The sequence below is a fragment of the Sphingobium sp. DEHP117 genome, from assembly GCF_030867385.1.
Taxonomy (GTDB): domain Bacteria; phylum Pseudomonadota; class Alphaproteobacteria; order Sphingomonadales; family Sphingomonadaceae; genus Sphingobium.
Window position 1 is genome coordinate 865,750 of the sequence record NZ_JAPFBJ010000002.1, and the last position, 20,574, is coordinate 886,323.

16 protein-coding genes are annotated in these 20,574 nt (G+C 59.9%); 2 read left to right on the forward strand and 14 right to left on the reverse strand.

Translation table 11 applies throughout. The features are described from left to right. Positions 1-141 precede the first annotated feature (141 nt). On the forward strand, positions 142-582 hold the full coding sequence (locus tag OOT33_RS11230; protein WP_307750111.1) for a DUF1772 domain-containing protein: 441 nt from the start codon (positions 142-144) through the stop codon (positions 580-582). 66 nt (positions 583-648) lie between these two features. Here OOT33_RS11230 and OOT33_RS11235 read toward each other — a convergent pair whose 3' ends face one another. From OOT33_RS11235 to OOT33_RS11250, 4 genes are read right to left on the reverse strand one after another with little or no spacing between them, the layout of a single operon-like run. Beyond that, positions 649-1,395: a response regulator gene (locus OOT33_RS11235; protein ID WP_307750112.1), complete on the reverse strand. Its 747-nt coding sequence runs from the start codon at positions 1,393-1,395 to the stop codon at positions 649-651. Continuing rightward, positions 1,382-3,676: a response regulator gene (locus OOT33_RS11240; protein WP_307750113.1), complete on the reverse strand. Its 2,295-nt coding sequence runs from the start codon at positions 3,674-3,676 to the stop codon at positions 1,382-1,384. The genes OOT33_RS11235 and OOT33_RS11240 overlap by 14 nt, the downstream gene beginning before the upstream one ends. After that, positions 3,673-4,170 carry a YfiR/HmsC family protein gene (locus tag OOT33_RS11245; RefSeq protein WP_307750114.1) on the reverse strand — a complete coding sequence of 166 codons (498 nt, stop codon included), beginning with the start codon at positions 4,168-4,170 and terminating at the stop codon, positions 3,673-3,675. The genes OOT33_RS11240 and OOT33_RS11245 overlap by 4 nt, the downstream gene beginning before the upstream one ends. Positions 4,171-4,212: 42 nt before the next feature. Beyond that, positions 4,213-6,153: a TonB-dependent receptor domain-containing protein gene (locus tag OOT33_RS11250; RefSeq protein ID WP_307750115.1), complete on the reverse strand. Its 1,941-nt coding sequence runs from the start codon at positions 6,151-6,153 to the stop codon at positions 4,213-4,215. A gap of 113 nt (positions 6,154-6,266) precedes the next feature. Here OOT33_RS11250 and OOT33_RS11255 point away from each other — a divergent pair, with 113 nt between their 5' ends. After that, positions 6,267-7,637 carry an IS1380 family transposase gene (locus OOT33_RS11255; protein WP_307748129.1) on the forward strand — a complete coding sequence of 457 codons (1,371 nt, stop codon included), beginning with the start codon at positions 6,267-6,269 and terminating at the stop codon, positions 7,635-7,637. Positions 7,638-7,789: 152 nt separating this feature from the next. On the opposite strand, the gene OOT33_RS11260 is transcribed toward OOT33_RS11255, so the two are convergent. From OOT33_RS11260 to OOT33_RS11305, 10 genes are all read right to left on the reverse strand, one after another. Then, entirely contained in the window at positions 7,790-7,939 is a 150-nt protein-coding gene (locus tag OOT33_RS11260) for a hypothetical protein (RefSeq protein WP_307750116.1), read from the reverse strand. 220 nt (positions 7,940-8,159) lie between these two features. Beyond that, positions 8,160-9,785, reverse strand: coding sequence for an EAL domain-containing protein (locus OOT33_RS11265; protein WP_307750117.1), 1,626 nt, complete (start codon positions 9,783-9,785; stop codon positions 8,160-8,162). Between the two features lie 584 nt (positions 9,786-10,369). Further along, positions 10,370-11,617: an N-succinylarginine dihydrolase gene (locus tag OOT33_RS11270; protein ID WP_307750118.1), complete on the reverse strand. Its 1,248-nt coding sequence runs from the start codon at positions 11,615-11,617 to the stop codon at positions 10,370-10,372. Positions 11,618-11,624: 7 nt separating this feature from the next. After that, positions 11,625-12,641: an arginine N-succinyltransferase gene (locus OOT33_RS11275; RefSeq protein WP_307750119.1), complete on the reverse strand. Its 1,017-nt coding sequence runs from the start codon at positions 12,639-12,641 to the stop codon at positions 11,625-11,627. Continuing rightward, entirely contained in the window at positions 12,638-13,843 is a 1,206-nt protein-coding gene (locus OOT33_RS11280) for a hydrolase (RefSeq protein ID WP_307750120.1), read from the reverse strand. Before OOT33_RS11280 ends, OOT33_RS11275 begins: the two co-directional genes overlap by 4 nt. Continuing rightward, entirely contained in the window at positions 13,840-15,261 is a 1,422-nt protein-coding gene (gene astD, locus OOT33_RS11285; protein WP_307750121.1) for a succinylglutamate-semialdehyde dehydrogenase, read from the reverse strand. Before astD ends, OOT33_RS11280 begins: the two co-directional genes overlap by 4 nt. Then, entirely contained in the window at positions 15,258-16,271 is a 1,014-nt protein-coding gene (locus OOT33_RS11290) for a 2-oxoadipate dioxygenase/decarboxylase family protein (RefSeq protein WP_373690552.1), read from the reverse strand. Before OOT33_RS11290 ends, astD begins: the two co-directional genes overlap by 4 nt. Before the next feature lie 252 nt (positions 16,272-16,523). Further along, entirely contained in the window at positions 16,524-18,485 is a 1,962-nt protein-coding gene (locus OOT33_RS11295) for an FAD-dependent oxidoreductase (protein WP_307750123.1), read from the reverse strand. Positions 18,486-19,321: 836 nt separating this feature from the next. Continuing rightward, positions 19,322-19,939, reverse strand: a complete 618-nt coding sequence (locus OOT33_RS11300) for a TRIC cation channel family protein (RefSeq protein WP_307750124.1) — start codon at positions 19,937-19,939, stop codon at positions 19,322-19,324. A gap of 162 nt (positions 19,940-20,101) precedes the next feature. After that, positions 20,102-20,560, reverse strand: a complete 459-nt coding sequence (locus OOT33_RS11305) for a hypothetical protein (RefSeq protein ID WP_307750126.1) — start codon at positions 20,558-20,560, stop codon at positions 20,102-20,104. Positions 20,561-20,574: the final 14 nt, after the last annotated feature.

Here is a 20,574-nt window from a genome sequence, read left to right on the forward strand (position 1 = left end):
ACCTGCCGAAAATAGAGTGGCAGGTCGGTAGCTCCTGCGCCCGTCTCCCGGGTTCTTCTCAGCCGCGGCGTTTACCCAACTTGCGTGGGAAGACGCTGGCTGTGTTTTTCGCGTCTTCCCCGCTGATAGCGAGGCAAATACATGACGCTGCTACCAATCATCGCGCTGATCGCTGCTGCATTTTTTACCGGAGCAGCAGGATACATCACCTTCGTCGAACATCCCGCTCGGCTGCAGCTGGAAGATGGCCCGTTGCTCGCGCAGTGGCAGCCGAGTTACGCCAGAGCACTGCCGATCCAGTCGGGCCTAGCCATCGTTGGCGGCGTTTGCGGCCTGGGCGCATGGTATTTTTCACGCGATTGGCTCTGGATCGCGGGTAGCGTGGCGCTACTCGCCAATTGGCCGTTCACTGTGTTAGCGATCATGCCGACAAACAAACGGCTGAAAGCCATTCGACCTGACCAAACCGAACCGGAAATCCGGACATTGCTGCTCAGCTGGGGTAAGCTTCACAGCGTGCGAACCATGCTTGGGCTAGGATCGACATTACTGTTCGCATGGTGCTTCGCCGGGACAGCTTAATCCGCCTCAGGAGTTTTCCTCGATTCGGATTTGCGGCTCGTCGCGCTGACAATCGACGCCGATCCCTCAGGCGGGGGCGGACATTTTTTCCACGATGGAACGCAGGAAACTCAGGAGAGCGCGATTTACTGGCTGACCTGCCACGACCTGCCGGGTGATCGTATCGATGATCTCCAGCGCCCGCTCGACCTTTTCGCCATTGGCAGGGGAAACCGGAGCGGCTTCTTGCGCGGGCCGCGGAACATCCACAGCCAGCAGCTCTTCCGCGCGTTGCCTTCGAGAAATTTCGCGCTCCAGTTCGTTCTGCAGGTTGTCGATGGTCAAAACTCTGATCGCTTCCCGTTCGTCCGACGCCGTGCCGGCCTGGCGGATCTTCTTGCTGGCCTTCAGCCGGTTGAGCAACGAAGTGATACGGGCCTGCAGAATTTCGAAATCGATCGGCTTTGTGACGTAGTCGTCAGCACCGGCCTCCAGTGCCTCAACCTGCGCCGATGCCTCGGCACGGGCCGTCAGCATGATGACGGGCAACGTATCCATGTTCCAGTCACGCCGAAGAACGTGCAACACGTCGATACCGTTCATATTGGGCATCATATAATCCAGCAGCACGAGGTCTGTTGAATGTTCGCGGATATATTGCAGTGCGGCTTCGCCGGAGTCGGCCTGGTGTATCTCATATCCATGCTGCTCAAGCCTGCGGCAAACGACCGCGCGATTGCCCTCTACGTCATCGACGACAAGGATCCGCTTCCGGCTATTGGCATCGAGAGCAGCGCCGTTTTCAAAATTGGCCGGCTGTTCATGCACGGTCATGTTGTCTCTCCAGTAGGCCAGTAACGGTAGAGACGAGCTCGCGCGGAGTCAGGCCCGCCTTCAGGCACACCGCACTTGTGTTTTCTTTCAGAACGCGCTGTTCCGCCGTCGACAGGGCGCACCCTGTCACAACGACAATCCGGGGGCGGTCGGCAAAGGGGATCCGGGAAACCAGTTGGACCAAGGAAAAACCGTCGGACTTGGGCATCATCAGATCGGTGACGACAATACTGAATCGATCCTTCTCGAGCATGGCCGCTGCATCCTGACCGTCGCATGCCACATGTACCTCAAATCCCTTTTGACGCAGCCCATTGGCATAGAGGCGCACGGACGCCTCATCATCCTCGACCAGCAATATCTTGCCGCCCTGCTGCCTGTTGGCATAGAGCCCGAGGACGGCATCGAGATCATCCACATTGACCGGCTTTACGAAGTGATCGCTCGCGCCTTTCTTGATGGACAGTTCCTTGCGGTCGTCCACGCTGACGACCACGATCGGGATCGCGCTCAGCGCTTCCTCCTGTCCCAGCTTATCCATGACTTCCCAGCCATCAAGCTTGGGCAAGCCGATGTCGAGGAGAATGATGTCCGGCCTGTGCTGCCGGGCCATGGATATCCCTGTCTCCCCGTCGCTCGCTACCAGGATTTCGTAGCCGTTGCGATTGAGCATCCTGCGGAGCAGCTCTACGCTGCTCGGTTCGTCCTCTACAATAAGCGCCAGGGGTTTTTCGCCCGCAACGCGTTCCGGGGTGGAACCTTTAGGCTCCGGCAGGGCTTCGGCCGCGGCTTTGTTTGATGATACCGTTTCGTTCGGCAACAGGCTCAGGCGGATCGTGAAGACGGACCCCAACCCCGGCTCGCTGGTAACGGCAACGCTGCCGTCCAAAAGGGCGACGAAGCGATCCACCAGCGCCAGCCCGAGGCCGGTACCGCCAAAGCGCCTTGTGGTGGAAGAATCGCTCTGGACGAAGGGCTTGAATAGCCTGGAGATTTCCTCGGCGGTCATCCCGATGCCAGTGTCTGACACTTCGATGACCAGCTCTGTATCTTCTTTTCGAACGCCGATTTCAACGAAGCCATCATGCGTGAACTTGCAGGCATTGGCGCCCAGATTGAGGAGGCATTGCCGCAGTTTCGTGGAGTCGCTTTTGATCGTCCCTATTTCGGGGTCAATGGTCACGACAAGGGTATTGCGTTCCTTGGCCGCCAATGGCTGCAGCGTAGCTTCAACCTCGTGCAACAGCTTCCCGAGTTCGAACGCGTGGATATCCACAGTCATGCGGCCCGCTTCGATTTTCGAGAGATCGAGCAGGCTGTTGATCATCTCCAACAGCTGCTTCGACGAACTGTTTATCCAGCTCACGTCCTCGACGGACCGCTCAAGACCGGCCTGCTGAAGATCGCCCCGCAACACCTCCGCATATCCGATGATCGCATTCAACGGCGTACGCAACTCGTGGCTCATATTGGCCAGAAAGGCGCTCTTCGCGACATTCGCAGCCTCTGCCGCATCACGTGCAGTCGCCAGTTCGGCATTGCGGCCCTCAAGTTCGTCCAGCATCTTGTTATAGCTGCTGATCATCCCGTCGAAATCGGGATCGTTCGTCAAACTGACCCGGGCGTGCAGGTCGCCCGATGCTCGCACCTTCTGCATGGCGGAGGACAGCGTATCGAAAGGCCTGGACACCATTTTACGCAGAAAACCCGCAAGGGCTATTCCGATGGACATGCATACGACAAAGATGACAGTCGCGGTTGGGAGGATCTCCCAAAGGATCGTCGAGACGGAGCGATAGCCATAACCGATAGTCAGCCGCCCGACTTCGGTTTTCCCGCCAAATATCGGTGCTGATCGTGTGGCCTGGGTGACCAGCATCTGCTGCAGCCATCCGTCTTTTCCGGAATTGGCGGCTTTTCGCATAGTGTCGATCGACGCCTTGTCAACGTCGGGCGCCATATAGGTTGCGGCCACTTTGCCGTCCGACCTCCTGGCCTCGATCCATTGGATGTTTGGCACTGCGCGGGCCGAATCGAGGATGGCATTGGCCGCCGTCTGATCCTCAAAAACGATAGCAGCGCCAAGATTGCCGGCGAGGACGTCAACAAGCTGCGTATATTGCTGATCAGCGGCGTCGCGGTAATGGAAATACTGGACACCGATCAAGCCGAGTACCGAAAGAAAAACGGCGGTAGCGGTAGCCAATACGCCACCAAATGTCAGCTTTCTGCGGAAGGGCCATTTTTTCAATGCAGATCCAAAGCAGGTCAAATTTCTCATGAGATCACCTTCGCCGCGAGCTGCATCAACTGCGAACTGAACCGGACCCCGGAGCTTTGGGCTACCCGGGCGTTTATCGTGAACCTGACCTGGGGGCCGAAGCTTACCAGTCCGACGGTTCCGCCCTGATCAACGAAGGACGGATCCTCTCCAATCAGAATTTGTCCGCGTGCGGGCTTTTGAAGGGTCCGGGCGGAGGCGTAACCCACGTAAACGACATCGCATTCATTGGCCGCCTGATCGATCTTGTCATAGACCGCAACGGTAATCTTGCGGGTCGATACGGCACGACCCTCCAGGCTTTTCAGGCCTTCGACGAGCGAGTCCTGGCGCCGGGCGCATACAGTCAGCGTCGCGGTGTTGTTCGGGAAGGTGACAAACCTCAGAATATTATAGATGATCGCGACCTTGACGTCTCCCTTGCTCTGCGCGGCGGCATTGCCACCGGTCGCAGTCAGCATGAGCACGCCGCAAAGGACGGTCAGGCACCTCATTGTCTGGCTCTGTTGCGAACGACGATACAATGACTGTCTCCGTCAAAACCGTGTTCGTATTTCAAGCTGTCCGGTCCGCACCACATAGTTGGGAGGAAACGGAATGTTGAGCTGGTAATATTCAAGCCGCTTGTTCTTGAGCAGATTGCTTCCCGACAATGCAATCTGGATGTTGGGAGTGGCCTGGAACTCCGCGCGCAGCCCCAGATCGGTATAAGCGGGGCGCAGGCCGTCCAGCGACCGACTGACATAATGCAATGCACCGCTGACCTCGAACCGGTCGTCAAGGTCGACCGCAGTTTTCAACCGCAGCTGATGATGAGACGAAAGGCCACCGGTAATGACAGGCGAAGCCATGTTTTCGAAACCGGTCTTGGGCCGGATCTTGAGATCAAGATAGGAGTAGGACGCCTCCATCGACCAGTTGGGAGCGAGGTTGCCCGAAAGGAGAATCTCGGTTCCCCACGAACGTCCCTTTGCCTCATTTCCAAATGCCGCTGTTGTCTGAAGCCCGACGGGAAATGGAAAACCGGCAAGAAAAAGCGGGCTTATGGAAGACAGGTTAATGCTCGCCAGATCATCATAGCGATTATAAAACGCGGCGACGTCGAAGATCCATCCTCTGCCCAGCGAACTCCATAGCCCCGCCTCAATCGAATCAAGCACTTCGGGTTTCGACTCGGGGTTGCCTATCACGGTGGAAATTGCCGGAACCAAAGTGCCGGAACCGGGAAGCGGAAACGGTGTTTCAAGCGTCGCCTTCACTCCACGCTCCTGCAATAGAGGCGTGCGGACGGCACGAGAAATCGCAGCCCACATCGAAAGCTTGTCGTTGGCGCGATAAAAAATCCGGGCGTTGGGCTGGATATTGGAGCCGCTGAAATTGTTATGCTCGAACTTCGACCCGAGGGTGATCCTCAGTCGATCGGGAATAAGCGAGAACTCGTCTTCCAGATATCCGGTCGCGATGCGGTCGACATTGCTGTTGTTTTTCATGAGGGTGAAAAGATTGTTGCCACCAATACGGTCCCTCGAAATCCGGCCCGAGATGCCGAAGCCGATTTCATGCCGTGCACCGGCCTGCCAATGCCCTTCGAAGCTCGCATCATAGAGATCCCGCGCTACCAGCACGCCCAGCTCCTCCCGCTTCAGCTGGTTGAAATAGACCTGGCCGGCAAGAGTGAGTGACTGGGACGCGGTGTGCGACCAGCGGCTTAATATGTGCGTTGAGGAAAAATCGTTGTCGACATAGGAAATGGGAAAGGTCACTCCCGTGGGTCCCACGGCAAAGCCTTTGTACGGCTGCGTAAACCCGCCCCTGGAATATTCCGAGAGGAACACCACGCTGTCCTTGCTGGTCGGTGCATAGTCGAAACGGACCCCGCCCAGGCCACCTTCCCATGAAGCATGATCGTTGCTGCCGTCGCTGAACTTCATGCCTTGGGAACGGCGATACGTACCGTAGGCGCGGACGCCCAGCTCGTCCGAAAGACGCGTGCCATAGCCCAGTTCCGCCCTTGCGTCCCGCAGTCCGGCGAGCCCGGATGCCCTGAGGCCCTGCGTATCGACGCTCTGCTTGGTAATGACGTTGATGACGCCGTTGATCGAGTTGCTGCCCCACAGCGCTCCGCCCGGGCCACGAATGACCTCAATCCTTTCAATATCCTGGAGCGGCATGAGCGCCTGATCCCAGAACATTCCGGAAATGGAGGTGCTGTAAATGGCCGCCCCATCCACCATGACGAGCAGATTGGAGGCGAAACGCGACGAAAACCCTCGCGCTGACACCGACGTGCCGGAACTCGACAGGTCGAAAACCTCCAGCCCCGGCACCTGCCGCAGAAGGTCGGTCAGGGTCCGCGCAGCCGAACGCCGGATGTTGTCCTGATTTATGACGTAGATCGCGGAAGCGGAATCGCCGATCGGCCGCGCTTTTTTGGAAGCGGTTGTGACCTCCTGCGACAACAGGTCTTCGAGAGACATGTTAACCCGGCTTATTCATCGGGCTTGGTCAGAAGGGTTGGCGGGAGTGGTGTAAGCGATTGCTTTGATGTAGGAAAATGGGTGTCTAGACCAGTCCTGCAGCGAGGCAATTTATGCCACGGGCCACACCCGCCGGGAGCGATGATAGCGCGCCGGGATTTTCGTTTCCAGCGATCGGGCGCAAGAAGATCACAGCCGCGTTCGACGGAGGTCGGCTCACCTCGGATGGCGGTGTTCTGCTGCTGGCACAGGCCGAGCGCGCGATGGGGCTTTGCCGGCGGCTTGCGGCTTGCATTGCCGATCCGCGGGACCCTGTGCGGGTGATCCATCGCCTTGATGACATCCTGCGTGCCCGGGTGTTCGCGATCGCCTGCGGCTATGAAGACGCCGATGATCTCGACGCTCTGCGCGACGATCCGGGCTTCCGCCTGGCGCTGGGCAAGCTGCCGGGATCGGGCGCGGGGCTGGCCAGCCAACCGACGATGAGCCGGTGGGAAAATGCGCCGACCACACGCGAGCTGGCCAGGATGATGGCCGCGATGATCGACATCTACTGCACCAGCTACCCCGCCGCGCCGGCGGCGGTGACGCTGGATATCGATGACACCTGTGACGTTGTTCATGGCTATCAGCAGCTCTCCTTCTGGAACGGGCATCATGGCGAGCGCTGCTTCCTGCCGATCCATGTCTACGACACTGCCACCGGCCGACCGGTGGCGATGCTGCTGCGCACCGGCAAGACACCGTCGGGCGCCGAAGCTGCCGGCCACATCCGGCGCCTGGTGCGCCATCTGCGCCGGCACTGGCCCGAAACGCACATCACCATCCGCGGCGACGGGCACTATGGCCGGCCCGAGGTCATGGCCTTCTGCGAGGCGGCCGGCGTCGACTACGTGTTCGGCCTGCCGACCAACGCCGCGCTGCGTGCTGATCCCGAAATCGTCGCTGCCGCCGATGCCTGCGCGGTTAAGCGGGCTCAGCGCCAATATCCGGTCCTGCGCAACTATGCCGAGACCCGCTACGGCGCGAAGAGCTGGAAGTGCCAGCGCCGCGTCGTCGCCCGGATCGAGGCCAGCACGCTGGGCATGGACATCCGCTATGTCGTCACCTCGCTGGCCGAAGGTTCGGCTGAGCATATCTACGACACCCTCTACTGCGCGCGCGGCAACGCCGAGAACCTGATCAAGCGCCACAAGACCCAGCTTGCCAGCGATCGTACCTCGTGCCGCTCAGCCAATGCTAACCAGATGCGCCTCATCCTGCACACCGCCGCCTACTGGCTCGTGTGGCGCATCCAGCAGGAAATCCCGAAGGCTGCCGCGCTCGCCACCGCCGAGTTCGCAACGCTGCGCCTGCGGTTGCTCAAGGTCGCCGCCCGCATCATCGAAACCGCTACGCGCATCCGCGTCGCCTTCGCGTCAGCCTGTCCCGATGCCAGCCTGTTCAGAACCATTGCCACCGGCCTCCGGCCGGCACCCACATAACCAGCGCGGCAGTGCCGCCCAAAGCCCGAGCCCTCGTCCTTCAACCTCGAAAAGCCCATCGATCCTGACGCGGTGAAAAAACCGCCGGAGGAGCTTGCTCTGATCACCCGGCGACCGACAAACCATGCTCGCACGAACCCGGAGCGGAGGCCTCATGAATAGTGCGGGTTAAGCAGCTCGTCCTGCGCGGCGCCCTTTTGCTCGGCCGCGCCGTCCTCGGCCGGTTGCACCGATTCGCTCGCTGACCCCTGCGCCGTTTCAACCGATGTTGCGTGCGCTGGCACCACATCTATCGCAGCCATGCCAAAAATAACAGTCAACATCAATGGATTACGCATAAGGCGATGTTCCCTACATTTAGAACATCCCAAAGTATCGAGTTATAGTTAATATTTTGTTCGCTGACTTGTCATACTTGGTGACGACTGTCAGGTCCGCATGGGCAGACGATGCCATGTTCGCATCATCTGCTCAATCTGGCCGTCACAAGAGCGTGAATGAACTGGCTGGGAGACGTCAGAGTCACGCCCAACCCGATGCCAGTCGGGCGTGAGAGTCTGCGGAGTGCAATGCCAGATCGCGAATATAGGCGCCCTTACCGACAAAGGAGAGCATTTCCTGTTCCGGCAGCGGCCTTGAGAGGAAAAATCCCTGGATGAAATCACAACCGGCCTCGGCGAGCAGGTCGTACTGATCCCGCGTTTCGACTCCCTCGGCCACAACCAAAAAGCCCAACTCCTTGGCGAGGTTGATCATTCCGGACGCGATCACCCACTTTCTCTGATCCATGGAAATATCGTTGATCAGAGAGCGGTCCAGTTTCAGCCGGTCCATCGGCAACATCATCAGTTGCGAGATGTTCGAATATCCTGTCCCAAAGTCGTCCAGAGCGATCTTCACGCCATCCTTGCGCAAGCTTTCCAGCCGATCAAAAGAATGGCCTTCGTCGCGCATGATTGCCGCCTCGGTAATTTCGATCTCGATCTGCTCCGGGCTTACTCCATGGTAAGCGAGACTTGCCCGAATGAGGGGGATGAGTTCGACTCGCTGCAGCTGCTTGGGCGAAATATTGAGCGATATTTTGAAGTCGAAGCCCTGGTCCCGCCACCGCGCGGCGATCTTGGCTGCTTCGGTGATGACCCAGTCACCGATTTCGTCGATCAGACCGTGCGTCTCGGCGAAGCCAATGAAATCATTGGGCAGGACGAGTCCCTTTTCCGGATGGTTCCATCGGATCAGGGCTTCGACCGTGTCGATCCGCCCCGTGCGGAGATTGAGCTGCGGCTGGAAATATAGCTCGAACTCGTTCTTGGCTACCGCGCTCCGGATCTCGATCTCCTTTTCGAGAACGCGGTCCGCGTTACTCTTCATGTCTTCACTGAAGAATCTGTACGTGTTTCCGCCCACGCTCTTGGCGGCATACATTGCGCTGTCGGCGGCGGCCAGCAACCTGTCGAAACTATTGTCGTTGTCAGCGGCCGCCGCAATGCCGATGGAAACGCTGATGCGAAGGGTCTGGATGCCAACCGCGCAAGGCTCGTAAATGAGGCGCTGCAGCCGCTGGACGAATTTTTCGATCGCCGCGTGGCCGATGTCGCCGGGTACGAATACAACAAACTCGTCGCCTCCCAGGCGGGCGAGCTTCATGTCCAGAGCCTCACGGTCGCCGTCAGCCAGAACTTCCTGAAGCCTGCTTTCGGCGAACGTCATGGAAGCGATCCGCAGGCGATCAGCGATGGCGACCAGAACCTGATCTCCGGCGTGATGCCCCAGCGTGTCGTTTATCCGTTTGAAATGATTGACATCGAAATAGATCAGATACCCCCGCTGGGGCAGATCGGAACATGTTGTCAGCAGGTGTTCGGATTGCATCCGAAATGCGTTGGCATTCAACAGATTGGTCAGGCTGTCATGATCGGCCTGCCAGGCGAGTTGGCCGACCTTTTCCTCTATCGCCGGGCGGAGCTTATCGAGCGAGATCTTAACATCGTGCAGTTCCCGACCTTCCAGCTTGATATCCATTTCGTCGAAGTCGAGCGAACCGATCTTCTGTATCGCCGTGCAAATACGCTCACGGTCCCGCAGACGCTGATCACGACGGCGGATCGAGCGCTGCCGCCAGGACAAGAATGCCGCCGCGCCTATCATAGCTCCCAAAACTAATACTATTATCATTATCTTACCCTAAACCGCCCTCGAGATCCCGACGAAAATCGCAGTCACACGAACCGTTCTGGTATATTTCTAGCAGAAGACAGTAGATTTTTCCTTTTTGGTCATAGTTAACGCCGCTGGTGTTGGACGTGCATCAGCTGATCCCGATGATAGGCAACGATGCGCGATCCGATCCCTCCGCCCGGTTCGGGGCGGCCATCCCGAACCGGGCATCGCGTCACGACCCAGGGGACAGGTACATCTGAACGATAATGGCCTCGCGGACGGAGGCGGGGGAGGCGCTCCCGGCGGCTACAACACCGCCAAAAGCCGGTTTGACGAGGCGCCGGTGCGGCGCTCAGGACGTTATTGTCTCGGGCGGCTGTGGATAGTTGGGTGTGGAGATCGACTGCGGCACAATGTTAGGGCGGATCGACATTCAGCCCTGACGGCCTGCAAATATCGGTTCCCCGCGCTTCCGGTGCTCACGTACTTTTAAGTACGCTGCGCTCCGGGTCACGGAAAACCGACATTTTCGTCACGTCATCATCTGAATGTCGATCCGCCCCATTTCATTCTCAAAAACAATCAAGATCGAGCAACGTCAGCAGGGCGGAGCGCGCAGCCCTGATGTCTGCCCATAACACCGGGCTGTCGAGATCATGTGCCATGATCATTTGCGGCCAATGCCTGGCCACGATCGCTTCGATGCGGTCAAGCTTGTCCTCATCGACCATGAAGCGCGGATCGACAGTTGCGGGATCGGCCACCACGCGCAGGCGGAGGCACGCCGGTCCACCGCCATTCGCCATCGACTGGCGAACCTCGACCGGAACAAGCGAACGGATCGGCCCGTTGCGGGCCACCAGTTGCTCCAGCCATGACCACACGCGGGCATTTTGCCGAGCCTCTTCGGGCAGTATCAGCGCCATTCCACCGTCTGGCAGGCTAACAAGCTGAGCGTTGAACAGATAGGATGCTATGGCATCCTCCAGACTGACGGCGCTGGCTGGCACCTCAACGATCTCAATGTCCGGCAACAGCCTTTGCAGGCCCTCATAAAGTTTCGCGGGCTCGGCAAAAGCCAGCTCATGCGCGAACAGCACCATCTCATTCGCGACGGCGACTACATCATTATGAAAGGCGCCTGCGGCGATGGCTTCGGGAGACTGCTGGGCGAACAGCGTGCGAGCCGGGTCAAGGCCGTGCAGCCGGGCCACAGCCGCGCTGGCTTCCCGATGCTGGCGCGCGGGGAATGGACCACCACTCTCGCCATAGACGAACACCTCAATACCCTGTTCGCCATGGGCGCGGCAAAGACGCATATGATTGGCCGCGCCTTCATCGCCGAAGGGGGGAGGCACAGGTTCATGGATCACGAAATGGTTCGGGTCTGCAAAGGCCAGACGAAGCTGGGCGAGCGTTTGTGCCCACTCATGGCTGCGATGCGGCATGGTGACGAGATTGGCGACGGTGAGATGGCAGCGGCCGTCGGCAGTGTCGGGCGCAGGTGAGACCGTGGCGGCATTGGCCGCCCACATCGGCGAAGCAGAAAGCGCATTGGCGCGTAATGCCCTGTCTGCCCGCGCCATGTCCGTTCCGAGCTGGGCCAGCCAGCGGTCATCGGGCCTGTCATGCGGCAGGAAGATCCCTTGGGCCAGCCCCAGGCGGATATTGACGCGCATCTTGGCGAGGCCCTGCAGCGCGGCCTCGCGAGGGTAGGAGGTGGTGCCGGCATTGTGCGTGGCCGCGAGATTGCCGAAGCTCAGCCCGGCAAAATTGTGGCTCGGCCCAACGATCCCGTCAAAATTGATTTCCGTCAGCATATGCCCCTCACCGAGGTACGTGGGTCACGATATCGCCCACGTCACAGCCGATCAGCCGCGCGGTTGCCTCGTCGAGAATGATCCCTCCGGCCGCAGGCTCGGCATCGGCCAGCGTGACGCGGAACTGCGCCAGACGCCCATATGCGACAAGGCTTGAAACACCTCCCTGCGTGGGCCGGATGGCGACGACCCTGTCCACCCTGCTGTCGCGTATCGTCGCTATGGAATCGGTGTCTGCGGACATTGTCGGTCCGCCATCGAATATGTCGATGTAGTTGTCATAGACGAAGCCCTCTTTCTCCAGCATCCGCATCGCCGCCCGGCCGGACTCATGCGGTTTGCCTATCACGGCGAGGGCGCTCTCCGTGAGCATGGCGAGATAGAGTGGGTGCTTGGGCATCAAATCCGCGATGAACTGGTTGCCATGGATGGCGTTGAAATCATCGGCTTCGCGAAAACTCATGCCAAAAAAGCGTCCGGCCACGCCATCCCAAAAGGGTGAGCCGCCAGTGGTGTCATGCGCGCCGCGCAGTTCGGCAATCGTTCGGTCCGCGAAGCGGGGGCGATGCATTTGCATGAAAAGATACCGACTGCGCGCGAGCAGAGAGCCGGTCCCCGCAGATCTCTCGCCGGGGACCAGATAAAGCCCGCCAACCTCGCTCGCCCCTTCGAGGTCGGTCGTCAGCGTCAGCGTTTCGGCCCGGAAAGAGCGTCCGAGCTCTTTGCTATATTGGGTGAGCGCGCCGATGCGGTAACTATAGAAGGGCCAGCGGGCACCGATTTGGGAGAATATCTGGCATGTGCCGCAGATCTTGCCGGTCGCGCCGTCTTCCAGCATGAAAAAATAGAGATCGTCCTGTAGCTCATCCTCTTCCCGTGCAAAGCAGGAGGCCGCCCGTGCCAGCTTGGCCTTGAGTGTAGACCGGTCCGGCGGCAGATTGGTGAAGCCACCGCCGGTGCTTTTCGCAATCTGATAAACGCTGGCAAGATCGTCGGGCCGGGCGGGCCGCACAACATAACTCATGACAACGCCTCCAAAGCCTGCAAGCGATGCATCGTCAATGCCGTCAGCGCGGCACGCGGCACAAGCGAGTCGACCAGCAGATATTCGTCAGGAGAGTGAATGGCGCCGCCGAGCGCTCCCATCGTGTCGATGACCGGCACGTCGCAAGCCGCGATGTTGTTGCCGTCGCAGACACCGCCGGTGTCCTGCCAGTCCACCGGATGGCCGAGATCGCTCGCCGTTCGGGAAACCAGCTCAAACAGTCGCTGCGTAGCCGCAGAAATCGGCTTGGGCGGCCGACCGAAGCCGCCATGCAACGCGATTGAGACGTTATGCGCCACGGAAACTGCGGAGATGATTTCGTCCAGCTCGGTCTGCGCACTATGCATTGTCTCCGGCGTGTGCGGCCGCATGTTGAAATGGACTATGGCAAGGGCCGGGACGAGATTATTGGGGCCACCGCCCTCGATACGCGCGGGATTGACGCTCAATCCCGGCCGGGCGAGCGCCGCGAGGCGCTGGGCAAGGTCAGCCGCCGCAACGACTGCATTGCGCCCTTCCTCGGGGTTGCGCCCGGCATGGGCCGAACGGCCTGTCACCACCGCCGCAAAATTGCCGGACCCTGGCCGGGCGCGCGCGAAGTTTCCATTAGGAAGGGCGGGCTCATAGGTGAGCGCCGTGAACTTGTCTTGGGCCAGCTGTGCAATGAGCGCTCGGCTTGAGAGCGACCCGGTCTCTTCGTCGCTGTTGATCAGAATATCATAGCCCAGTGTCGGGCCGGATCGTTCGAAGGCGGTAAGGCCCGCCAGCATCAGCGCCAGCCCGCCCTTCATGTCCGCAGTGCCGGGGCCGTGCAGCGTCCGCTCGTCGATCCAGCCGCAGCTTTGGAAGCCGTGATCCGCCGCGTACACAGTGTCCATATGGCCCGTGAGCAGAACCCGGCGGTCGGCTTCGGGGCGCACGCGCACCACCAGGTGCCGCCCGCAGGCGACCTCTAGAACTTTTCCGTCCGCGCCGATTTTTTCGACCGGATCGGGCTCGACGAGGCTCAGCTCTCCGGGCAGCGCCGAAAATGCGTCCGCGAGCAGCCGCGCCATCCTGTCCAAACCGGCGAGGTTGGCGGTCCCGCTGTTGACCTCGGCCCATGCGATGGCCTGGTCAAGCATGGATTTTCCGTCCAGCCCTTCGATCAGCGACGCTTCGGGAGGAGAAAGCGGGCTCATGAGGTCAGCATCGCGGATATGGATTGCGCATTGCCGTCGGCGCTGGCGGCCTCGAAGCTCGCAACCGGGTAAGCGCAGTAATCGGCGGCGTAATAGGCGCTTGGGTGATGATTGCCCGATTCCCCGAGACCGCCAAAGGGCATCGAACCCGCCGCTCCGGTTGTCGGCCTGTTGCGGTTTACCACGCCCGCCCGGCTTTCCAGCAGAAAGCGCTGCCACAGCCTGTCGTCTTCGGTCACTAGGCCAGCAGACAAGCCATATCGGGTATCATTGGCTGCGGTGATGGCGGCATCGAAATTGGGGACGCGGATCACCTGCAGGATGGGCGCGAAGATCTCCTCATCCGGTGCGTCTATGCCGGTCATGTCGATCATGGCGGGCGCGACGAACGCGGGCGGGCGGCCTGCAACCGGCAGCAACGAGCGGATAACCCTGCCACCCATATCGGCAAGATGGCCGAAGCGCTTGCGCGCCGCTTCCGCCGCCGCATCCGAGATGAGCGGCCCCATGAACGGGGCGGGCTCATCGTTCCATGCGCCGATCCGCACCCTGTCTGCCAGCGCGGCTATAGCATCGATCATGGTCATGCCGCGCGCATCGTCCGGCACAATGAGCCGCCGCGCGCAGGAGCAGCGCTGGCCGGTCGTGATAAAGCCCGATTGCACGGCGATGGAGGCGGCTTCCGCTCCATCGCCATCCCACAGGATCAACGGATTGTTGCCGCCTAGCTCCAGCGCGGCAATGACATGCGGCCTGTCGGCAAGTACATGCCGAAAATGCGCGCCTGCCGCCGCGGAACCGGTGAACAGCAGCCCATCGATATCGGCTTCGACCAGTGCCGCACCGGTATCGCGCCCTCCCTGAATTACGGTGAAGACGTTTGGGGGTAGGCCAGCTTCCTTCCACAGCAGCGCCATCGCCTCGCCGACTGCAGGGGTGAGTTCGGACGGCTTGAAGACCACGGCATTGCCTGCGAGCAGGGCGGGCACGATATGGCCGTTGGGAAGGTGGCCGGGGAAATTATAGGGGCCGAGCACCGCCATCACCCCGTGCGGACGATGGCGCAGGACAGCCGCTCCAAAAGGCATCGCGCTGCGCTTCTCACCCGCTCTTTCCGCCTGCGCGGCGATGGAAATCTCGACCTTGCCGATCATCGAGGAAACTTCGGCAAGCCCCTCCCAGCGTGGCTTGCCGGTCTCGCGTGCGATGGTTTCGGCAAGGCTCTGCTTCGATGCCTCGAGCACCCGTTGGAAGGCGCGAACGTGGGCGATCCGGCTTTCGAGCGGCAAGCCCGCCCAGCCAGGCAACCCGGCCCTGCTGCGTGCTACCGCCGCACTCACTTCCTCCCTTGAGGCAGCTGCGCCTTCCCAAACTGTTTCGCCCGTTGCAGGATCGAGAGATCGGACAGCGGTCGTCATGCTAACCGCGTGACGGAAAAAATGCCGGTGGCGTTCCCGCTATCGAAGGTCAGGTCGAGTGCGCCTGTGGCGGGATCGATATCACGGCTGATAAATTCATGGAATGATCCGGGTACCTCTCGTTTTCCGATGGTGCCGTCAGCCAGCATGAACTCCCGCACGACCTTTGCCGCGAGGAACGCCGTCTGCCGCACTCTGCCATTAGCGGATATCTCAACACTGTCCTTGAGCGGCGCGCCCCGTGCTTTCAACGACGCCGCCAGCGCCTCGACATCGGTTACGCGCTCGGTTGCATGATTGAAGGCATTGCCTTCGGTTGCGATCCACGCGGCTTCGGCGGAATGGGCGAGCAGGGTTTCATAGTCCGCCAGGGAAGGCGTGTCATGACACCGCCCGAACGCGCGAACCAGCCCCGGCAGGCCGGCGAGCGCCAGCTCGGCTGGGCATTGCCCCGTCTTTCCCAGCGCATGGAGAAGCTCCCATTCGGCCTCCCCGATCGGATCGGTTGAATTGTCGAAAATTCGTTCCGCGGCCGCCTGAGCCGACACAGGCAGTTGATCGACATGCAGCTCGCTGACGAAGAACTGGGGTATATCCGAGGGCATATCCCGATAAACGAAGGCGCGGCCCGTCATGTGCAAGCGGGGCAGTGGATAAAGACCGCCGATTGTGTAACCAAGCGGCTCCAGTATCCGCGCGAATGCGGCATATCCGCGCGGCAGGGCGCCCGTGGGCCCGTCTATAGTGCGTAATGCGCCATGATCGAAGCACATCCGCTCGCCCTGCCTGACCAGATCCGCCACACGCTCACTGGCCGGGGGCACACGATCCAAAAGTTTCATGAACAGGACGATGTTGAGCGCCATCGCCAGCTGCGCCCTCGTAACCGAAATACTGCCCGCTAACAGCGCTTTGCTGATCCCGAGCGCGTTGCGGGCGAACTCGATCTGGCCGGGTGGCAAGGCGCTGGCTGCCAGACGGTAGATCATGTCATCATCTGCCATAGTCACTCGCCGGTCCACGGAGGAATGAGGACGGACCAGAATAGCGGAAGACGCCGCCTTCTTCCAGTGGGTGATCGAGCGCGACCCTGTCAACCGGAATGTCTTTGGCTGCATTGATGTGGCACCGCGTGTAATCACGGGAGCTCACAAGGCGATCGCGCTACGTTGAACAGGCCGGGCACAGTGACGCAAATACTTCGCTGTGCCTCCTCCTTAAGGCCCCCCGACTCAGATTTTACGCTCGACGCTCTGGCTTGATCAGGCCAGGCTCCGAGCGGCGCGATGCCCTTCTGCAATGGCCGTTTGCAGATCGCGAGGCGAAAGCGCGTCTCCCACGAGTATCGAGGATACGCCGCGCGCGCGCAGATCATCGTGCAACTGCCGCAAAGGAGCATTCTGCGTGACTAAGACGACTGTATCGGCCGGTATTGTCGTGGAACTATCGCCAACGGCATCGATCGGGCGGATGATGCAGGTGTCGCGACCGATCGCAACCAATTCGTGGCGCACCTTCAAGGCAAAGTCTCCGAGTGCGTGAAACCGCTCGAGCGCGGCAAGGTCGCGCCAGGAAAAGTGGGCGTGCGGGGTCATGCTCAATTCGCTCGTCACGAATGTAACAGAAAAGCCGCGCGTCATCAGATACTCCGTGACTGCCAGCGCCTGATATCTGCCGGTGGTATCGAACACCACTGCCGCCTTCCCGTGCGGCGCGGCATGTTCCGACAGCAAATCGACCGGTGAGAGAATATGAGACTGTCCCAGCCCATCCACACGCCTCGGCGGGTTCGCGTGCTGAAACCCGTCCATGCGGGGAACCGAACCAGTCGCTATAATGATCTCGTCGGCCCGCTCTGCGACAATGTCGTCGACTTCCATGTAACTGGAAAGGCGCACGTCCACCCCCAGGCGATACACTTCTTGTTCGAGCCAGAAGGCGATATCTCCGACTCCCTGCAGGTTGGGAGCCCTGCCGGCGATCGCCAGGGCTCCGCTCAGGCGTGGCTGGGCCTCGGCCAGAACGACGCTGTGGCCCATCATTGCGGTCACTCGCGCCGCCTCCAGCCCGGAGGGGCCGCCACCCACGATCAGCACCTTTTTCGGTACTGCGACAGGCGCGATCAATTCCTCGGCAAGGCTCGCTTCTCGACCTACGCTGGGGTTGACCGCACAACCCATCCGGTTAGCGCCAAACAGCCCGCCGACACACCCCTCATTGCAGCCGATGCATGGCCGCACCGCCTCTGCTCCGAGCTCGCGCGTCTTACGCACAAGGTCAGGGTCCGCAATCTGGGCCCTTACCATGGAAACGAGGTCGGCCTGTCCTTCGCGAATGACCTGATCCGCCTCCTGGAGCGTGCGAAATCGCCCGGCCACGATCCGCGGTACGCGAGCGGCCGACGCTATAGCGGCGGCCGTCGGCAGTTCATAGCCGGTCGGTTCATGCATGGCGCCAATCATCGTTCCGAACCGGTAATAATCTCCGGCCGATACATCGACGAAATCGATCAGCTTCTCCTCCTCGAGCTTGCGCACGATGTTACTGTTGGCCTCGACGTCGATGCCGTTGCCCATCTCGCTTACCCCGAGGCGCACGCCGACGGCGAAATCCTCATTTACCGCCGCCCGAATCTCACGCGCGACTTCAAACAAGAAGCGAGCCCTGTTCTCTGCGCTACCGCCATATTGGTCGCTGCGGTCGTTATAATAGGGGTTCAGAAACTGGTGAAAGATGTAGCCATGACAGGCATGGATCTCGACCCCGTCAAGCCCGCCGCTCTGGCATCGGAGCGCCGCGTCCACGAACGCCTGTTTCAGCTCGGCAATATCGTCGAGCGACATTGGCCGACCGACGAGGCCTGAAAATCCTGGCTTGTCCGACACGGCCCAAGGCGGACCGAGGTTCGTGTCGGGATAGATATTGCCCCCGTGCCAGAGCTGCTGGAACACCTTCATGCCATAAGGCCGGACCGCTTTCATGAGCGTCTCAAAGCCCGGCACGATGGAGTCGCGCCACAATGCGACATGGATTTGGCTTGAGGGATGTACGCTGGATGCTTCCAGGATACTGAGTCCACACCCGCCTTTGGCGCGCGCCAGATGATAGGCGATATAATCGTCAGAAATATCAAGATAGGCCAGACCGGTGTCATGAGCGGTACGCACGATGCGATTGGGTACTTCCACCCGTCCTATTTTGATTGGTTCGAACACCTTCAGCATCGCGCGCTCCTCCACTCTTTCCTCGCACCGATTGCGGTATGATTATCCAGTTGCCTGTGGGAATTTCTAATTCAGGTTAGTCTTTAGTTAATGCAACGGCAAGCGCCGGTTTCATGCGAAGGGTGAGGGTGATGCGCTTCTCCACCTCCGAAATGTGATCGATATTGAGTGGGGTCCGACGCGGAGGAGCGGGCCAATAATGCAAATCATCGAGGTTTCGAAGGTGGGGGGGCGGATTTGGCGATCTCCCCATTGTTCGTCATCCGGCTGGGCCAGGTACGATCATGGTCTTCGAAGCGTGGGACAGCGCAAAGTCCTATCATGACTGCATCGCCTGTCGGATGAGACGCGGCGAGATGGATGGAATGCATTCCATTCTGGTCGAACCGCGTCGGCTGGATTTCTGCCGGTTACTATTACCCTGGCCTGACAGCGGTCGACCCGAGTGCCTGTAACGCAATACAGGTGCCGGGATCTTTATCGCAAGAAACTAATTAGGTTCTAGACATATACGCCTGTCTTGGCTTAAGTTTCGCCTTCACCGCGGCAAGCTTTCCGGTCAAGTTCACACTTTGGCGCAAGAACCTGACCAACAAGGCCTATATGCCCAGCAACGTGATCTCCGTTCGGATCGATGACAGGCAGGTGACCCTAGGCCCGTGAGCATGAGCAAGACATAAAGGTTCAAAGGTTGGTAGGCGCCGCCTGAACCGCTCAATAGGCGATATCCCTATGGCAATATCGGGTACCCGTTACGTACCGTGCCAATCCATATGATTGACGTTACAAATGCCAGCGGAGCGAACAAGCCCGCCGCCATCAAGGGCAACTATGGTTCAGTGTCCTCGATGCAATGGCAGGGCCAGGCGCCAGTGAATCGCTGCTCCCCGAAGGGCAAAGCCAAAGATGAAGCCAATCGTTGATGGCCAAGGCGGTGCAAGATCTGCCGTTATCAGCATGACGAACAGGAAGGCTGAAAGTAAGGATGCAGTCACGTAGATCTCGTTCCTCATCAGGATCGAGGGTACGCCTGCGGTGATATCGCGGATCACGCCCCCGATGCAGCCGGTTATGACGCCTGCGGCGATAGCGGGGACCGGAGGCGCTCCATATTGCAGCGCCTTTCCGGCACCATACACCGAATAGGCTGCCAGCCCGGCGGCATCCATCCATTCAAGCGCGCGATCGGGCCACCAGCGCAGAGGTGCTATCCAAATGAGCGCGGCGACTATGACGCACAGGACTACAGGAGTGGAATCCTGCATCCAGAACACCGGTGCGCCGATCAGCAGATCGCGCAGCGTTCCGCCCCCCGTCGCCGTGATCAGAGCAAAAAACCAGGCCGCAATGAAATCCAGCCGTTTTCGTGCAGCAGCCAACGCTCCAGAAGCGGCAAACACGGACATCCCAGCTACATTGAGCCACGTGGCAATATTTTCGATCGGCATTTCCATGGCTCTTCTTATCCGTGTTACGGGATTGAGTCATATGTAGCATGCAATGGTCTGCCGATATGGAGTGAAAGCGGCCCGGCGGGGCCGTCACCAATGGTAATATAATGCCATAGCAGGTCCGGCGACGCGCTCAAATATGCACATGGATCGAAGAACGAGCGGTCAAAGCCCAATCGTTCTTCTGGTTGCCAACCTCTTGCTGTTGGCGGCGACGGCGGACTTGACCGGCTGGAGCGCCTCCGCGGGCAACAGGGCGAGCGTTGCCATGGCCGTCAAGGTTTTCTCCGTCGTTTCAAGCAGGTCAAAAAAGGTCACGGGCGTTCCGGTTTGCGCCTTATCCACGATCTTCCGCTGTTGATCGCTTGCAATCTCAAGATGCCGTCTGGCACGGTCCAATACGTGTGCAGACTGAGTGAAGGCGGCGCTCTTCTCCGACCACATCAGACCGATTTCCCGATAATCGGCCTGCATCGGGGAGAGAAACGCCTGCCATAGCGTCGGCATACGCGCGGCGATCACCTGCTGCGCGTCGGAGATCATCTCCAGCCAATCACCGCTGGTCCGCGCCTGCGTCCAGGGCCACATCATCAGCGTGTAGGCATTTGAAAAACTGTTCGGCATGAATGCGCCCTTTG

Bases quoted from the DNA above. Each gene is read 5' to 3' on its own strand.
- OOT33_RS11230 (WP_307750111.1), top strand. From the start codon at position 142: ATGACGCTGCTACCAATCATCGCGCTGATCGCTGCTGCATTTTTTACC.
- OOT33_RS11235 (WP_307750112.1), bottom strand. From the start codon at position 1,395: ATGACCGTGCATGAACAGCCGGCCAATTTTGAAAACGGCGCTGCTCTC.
- OOT33_RS11240 (WP_307750113.1), bottom strand. From the start codon at position 3,676: ATGAGAAATTTGACCTGCTTTGGATCTGCATTGAAAAAATGGCCCTTC.
- OOT33_RS11245 (WP_307750114.1), bottom strand. From the start codon at position 4,170: ATGAGGTGCCTGACCGTCCTTTGCGGCGTGCTCATGCTGACTGCGACC.
- OOT33_RS11250 (WP_307750115.1), bottom strand. From the start codon at position 6,153: ATGTCTCTCGAAGACCTGTTGTCGCAGGAGGTCACAACCGCTTCCAAA.
- OOT33_RS11255 (WP_307748129.1), top strand. From the start codon at position 6,267: ATGCCACGGGCCACACCCGCCGGGAGCGATGATAGCGCGCCGGGATTT.
- OOT33_RS11260 (WP_307750116.1), bottom strand. From the start codon at position 7,939: ATGGCTGCGATAGATGTGGTGCCAGCGCACGCAACATCGGTTGAAACG.
- OOT33_RS11265 (WP_307750117.1), bottom strand. From the start codon at position 9,785: ATGATAGGCGCGGCGGCATTCTTGTCCTGGCGGCAGCGCTCGATCCGC.
- OOT33_RS11270 (WP_307750118.1), bottom strand. From the start codon at position 11,617: ATGCTGACGGAAATCAATTTTGACGGGATCGTTGGGCCGAGCCACAAT.
- OOT33_RS11275 (WP_307750119.1), bottom strand. From the start codon at position 12,641: ATGAGTTATGTTGTGCGGCCCGCCCGGCCCGACGATCTTGCCAGCGTT.
- OOT33_RS11280 (WP_307750120.1), bottom strand. From the start codon at position 13,843: ATGAGCCCGCTTTCTCCTCCCGAAGCGTCGCTGATCGAAGGGCTGGAC.
- astD (WP_307750121.1), bottom strand. From the start codon at position 15,261: ATGACGACCGCTGTCCGATCTCTCGATCCTGCAACGGGCGAAACAGTT.
- OOT33_RS11295 (WP_307750123.1), bottom strand. From the start codon at position 18,485: ATGCTGAAGGTGTTCGAACCAATCAAAATAGGACGGGTGGAAGTACCC.
- OOT33_RS11300 (WP_307750124.1), bottom strand. From the start codon at position 19,939: ATGGAAATGCCGATCGAAAATATTGCCACGTGGCTCAATGTAGCTGGG.
- OOT33_RS11305 (WP_307750126.1), bottom strand. From the start codon at position 20,560: ATGCCGAACAGTTTTTCAAATGCCTACACGCTGATGATGTGGCCCTGG.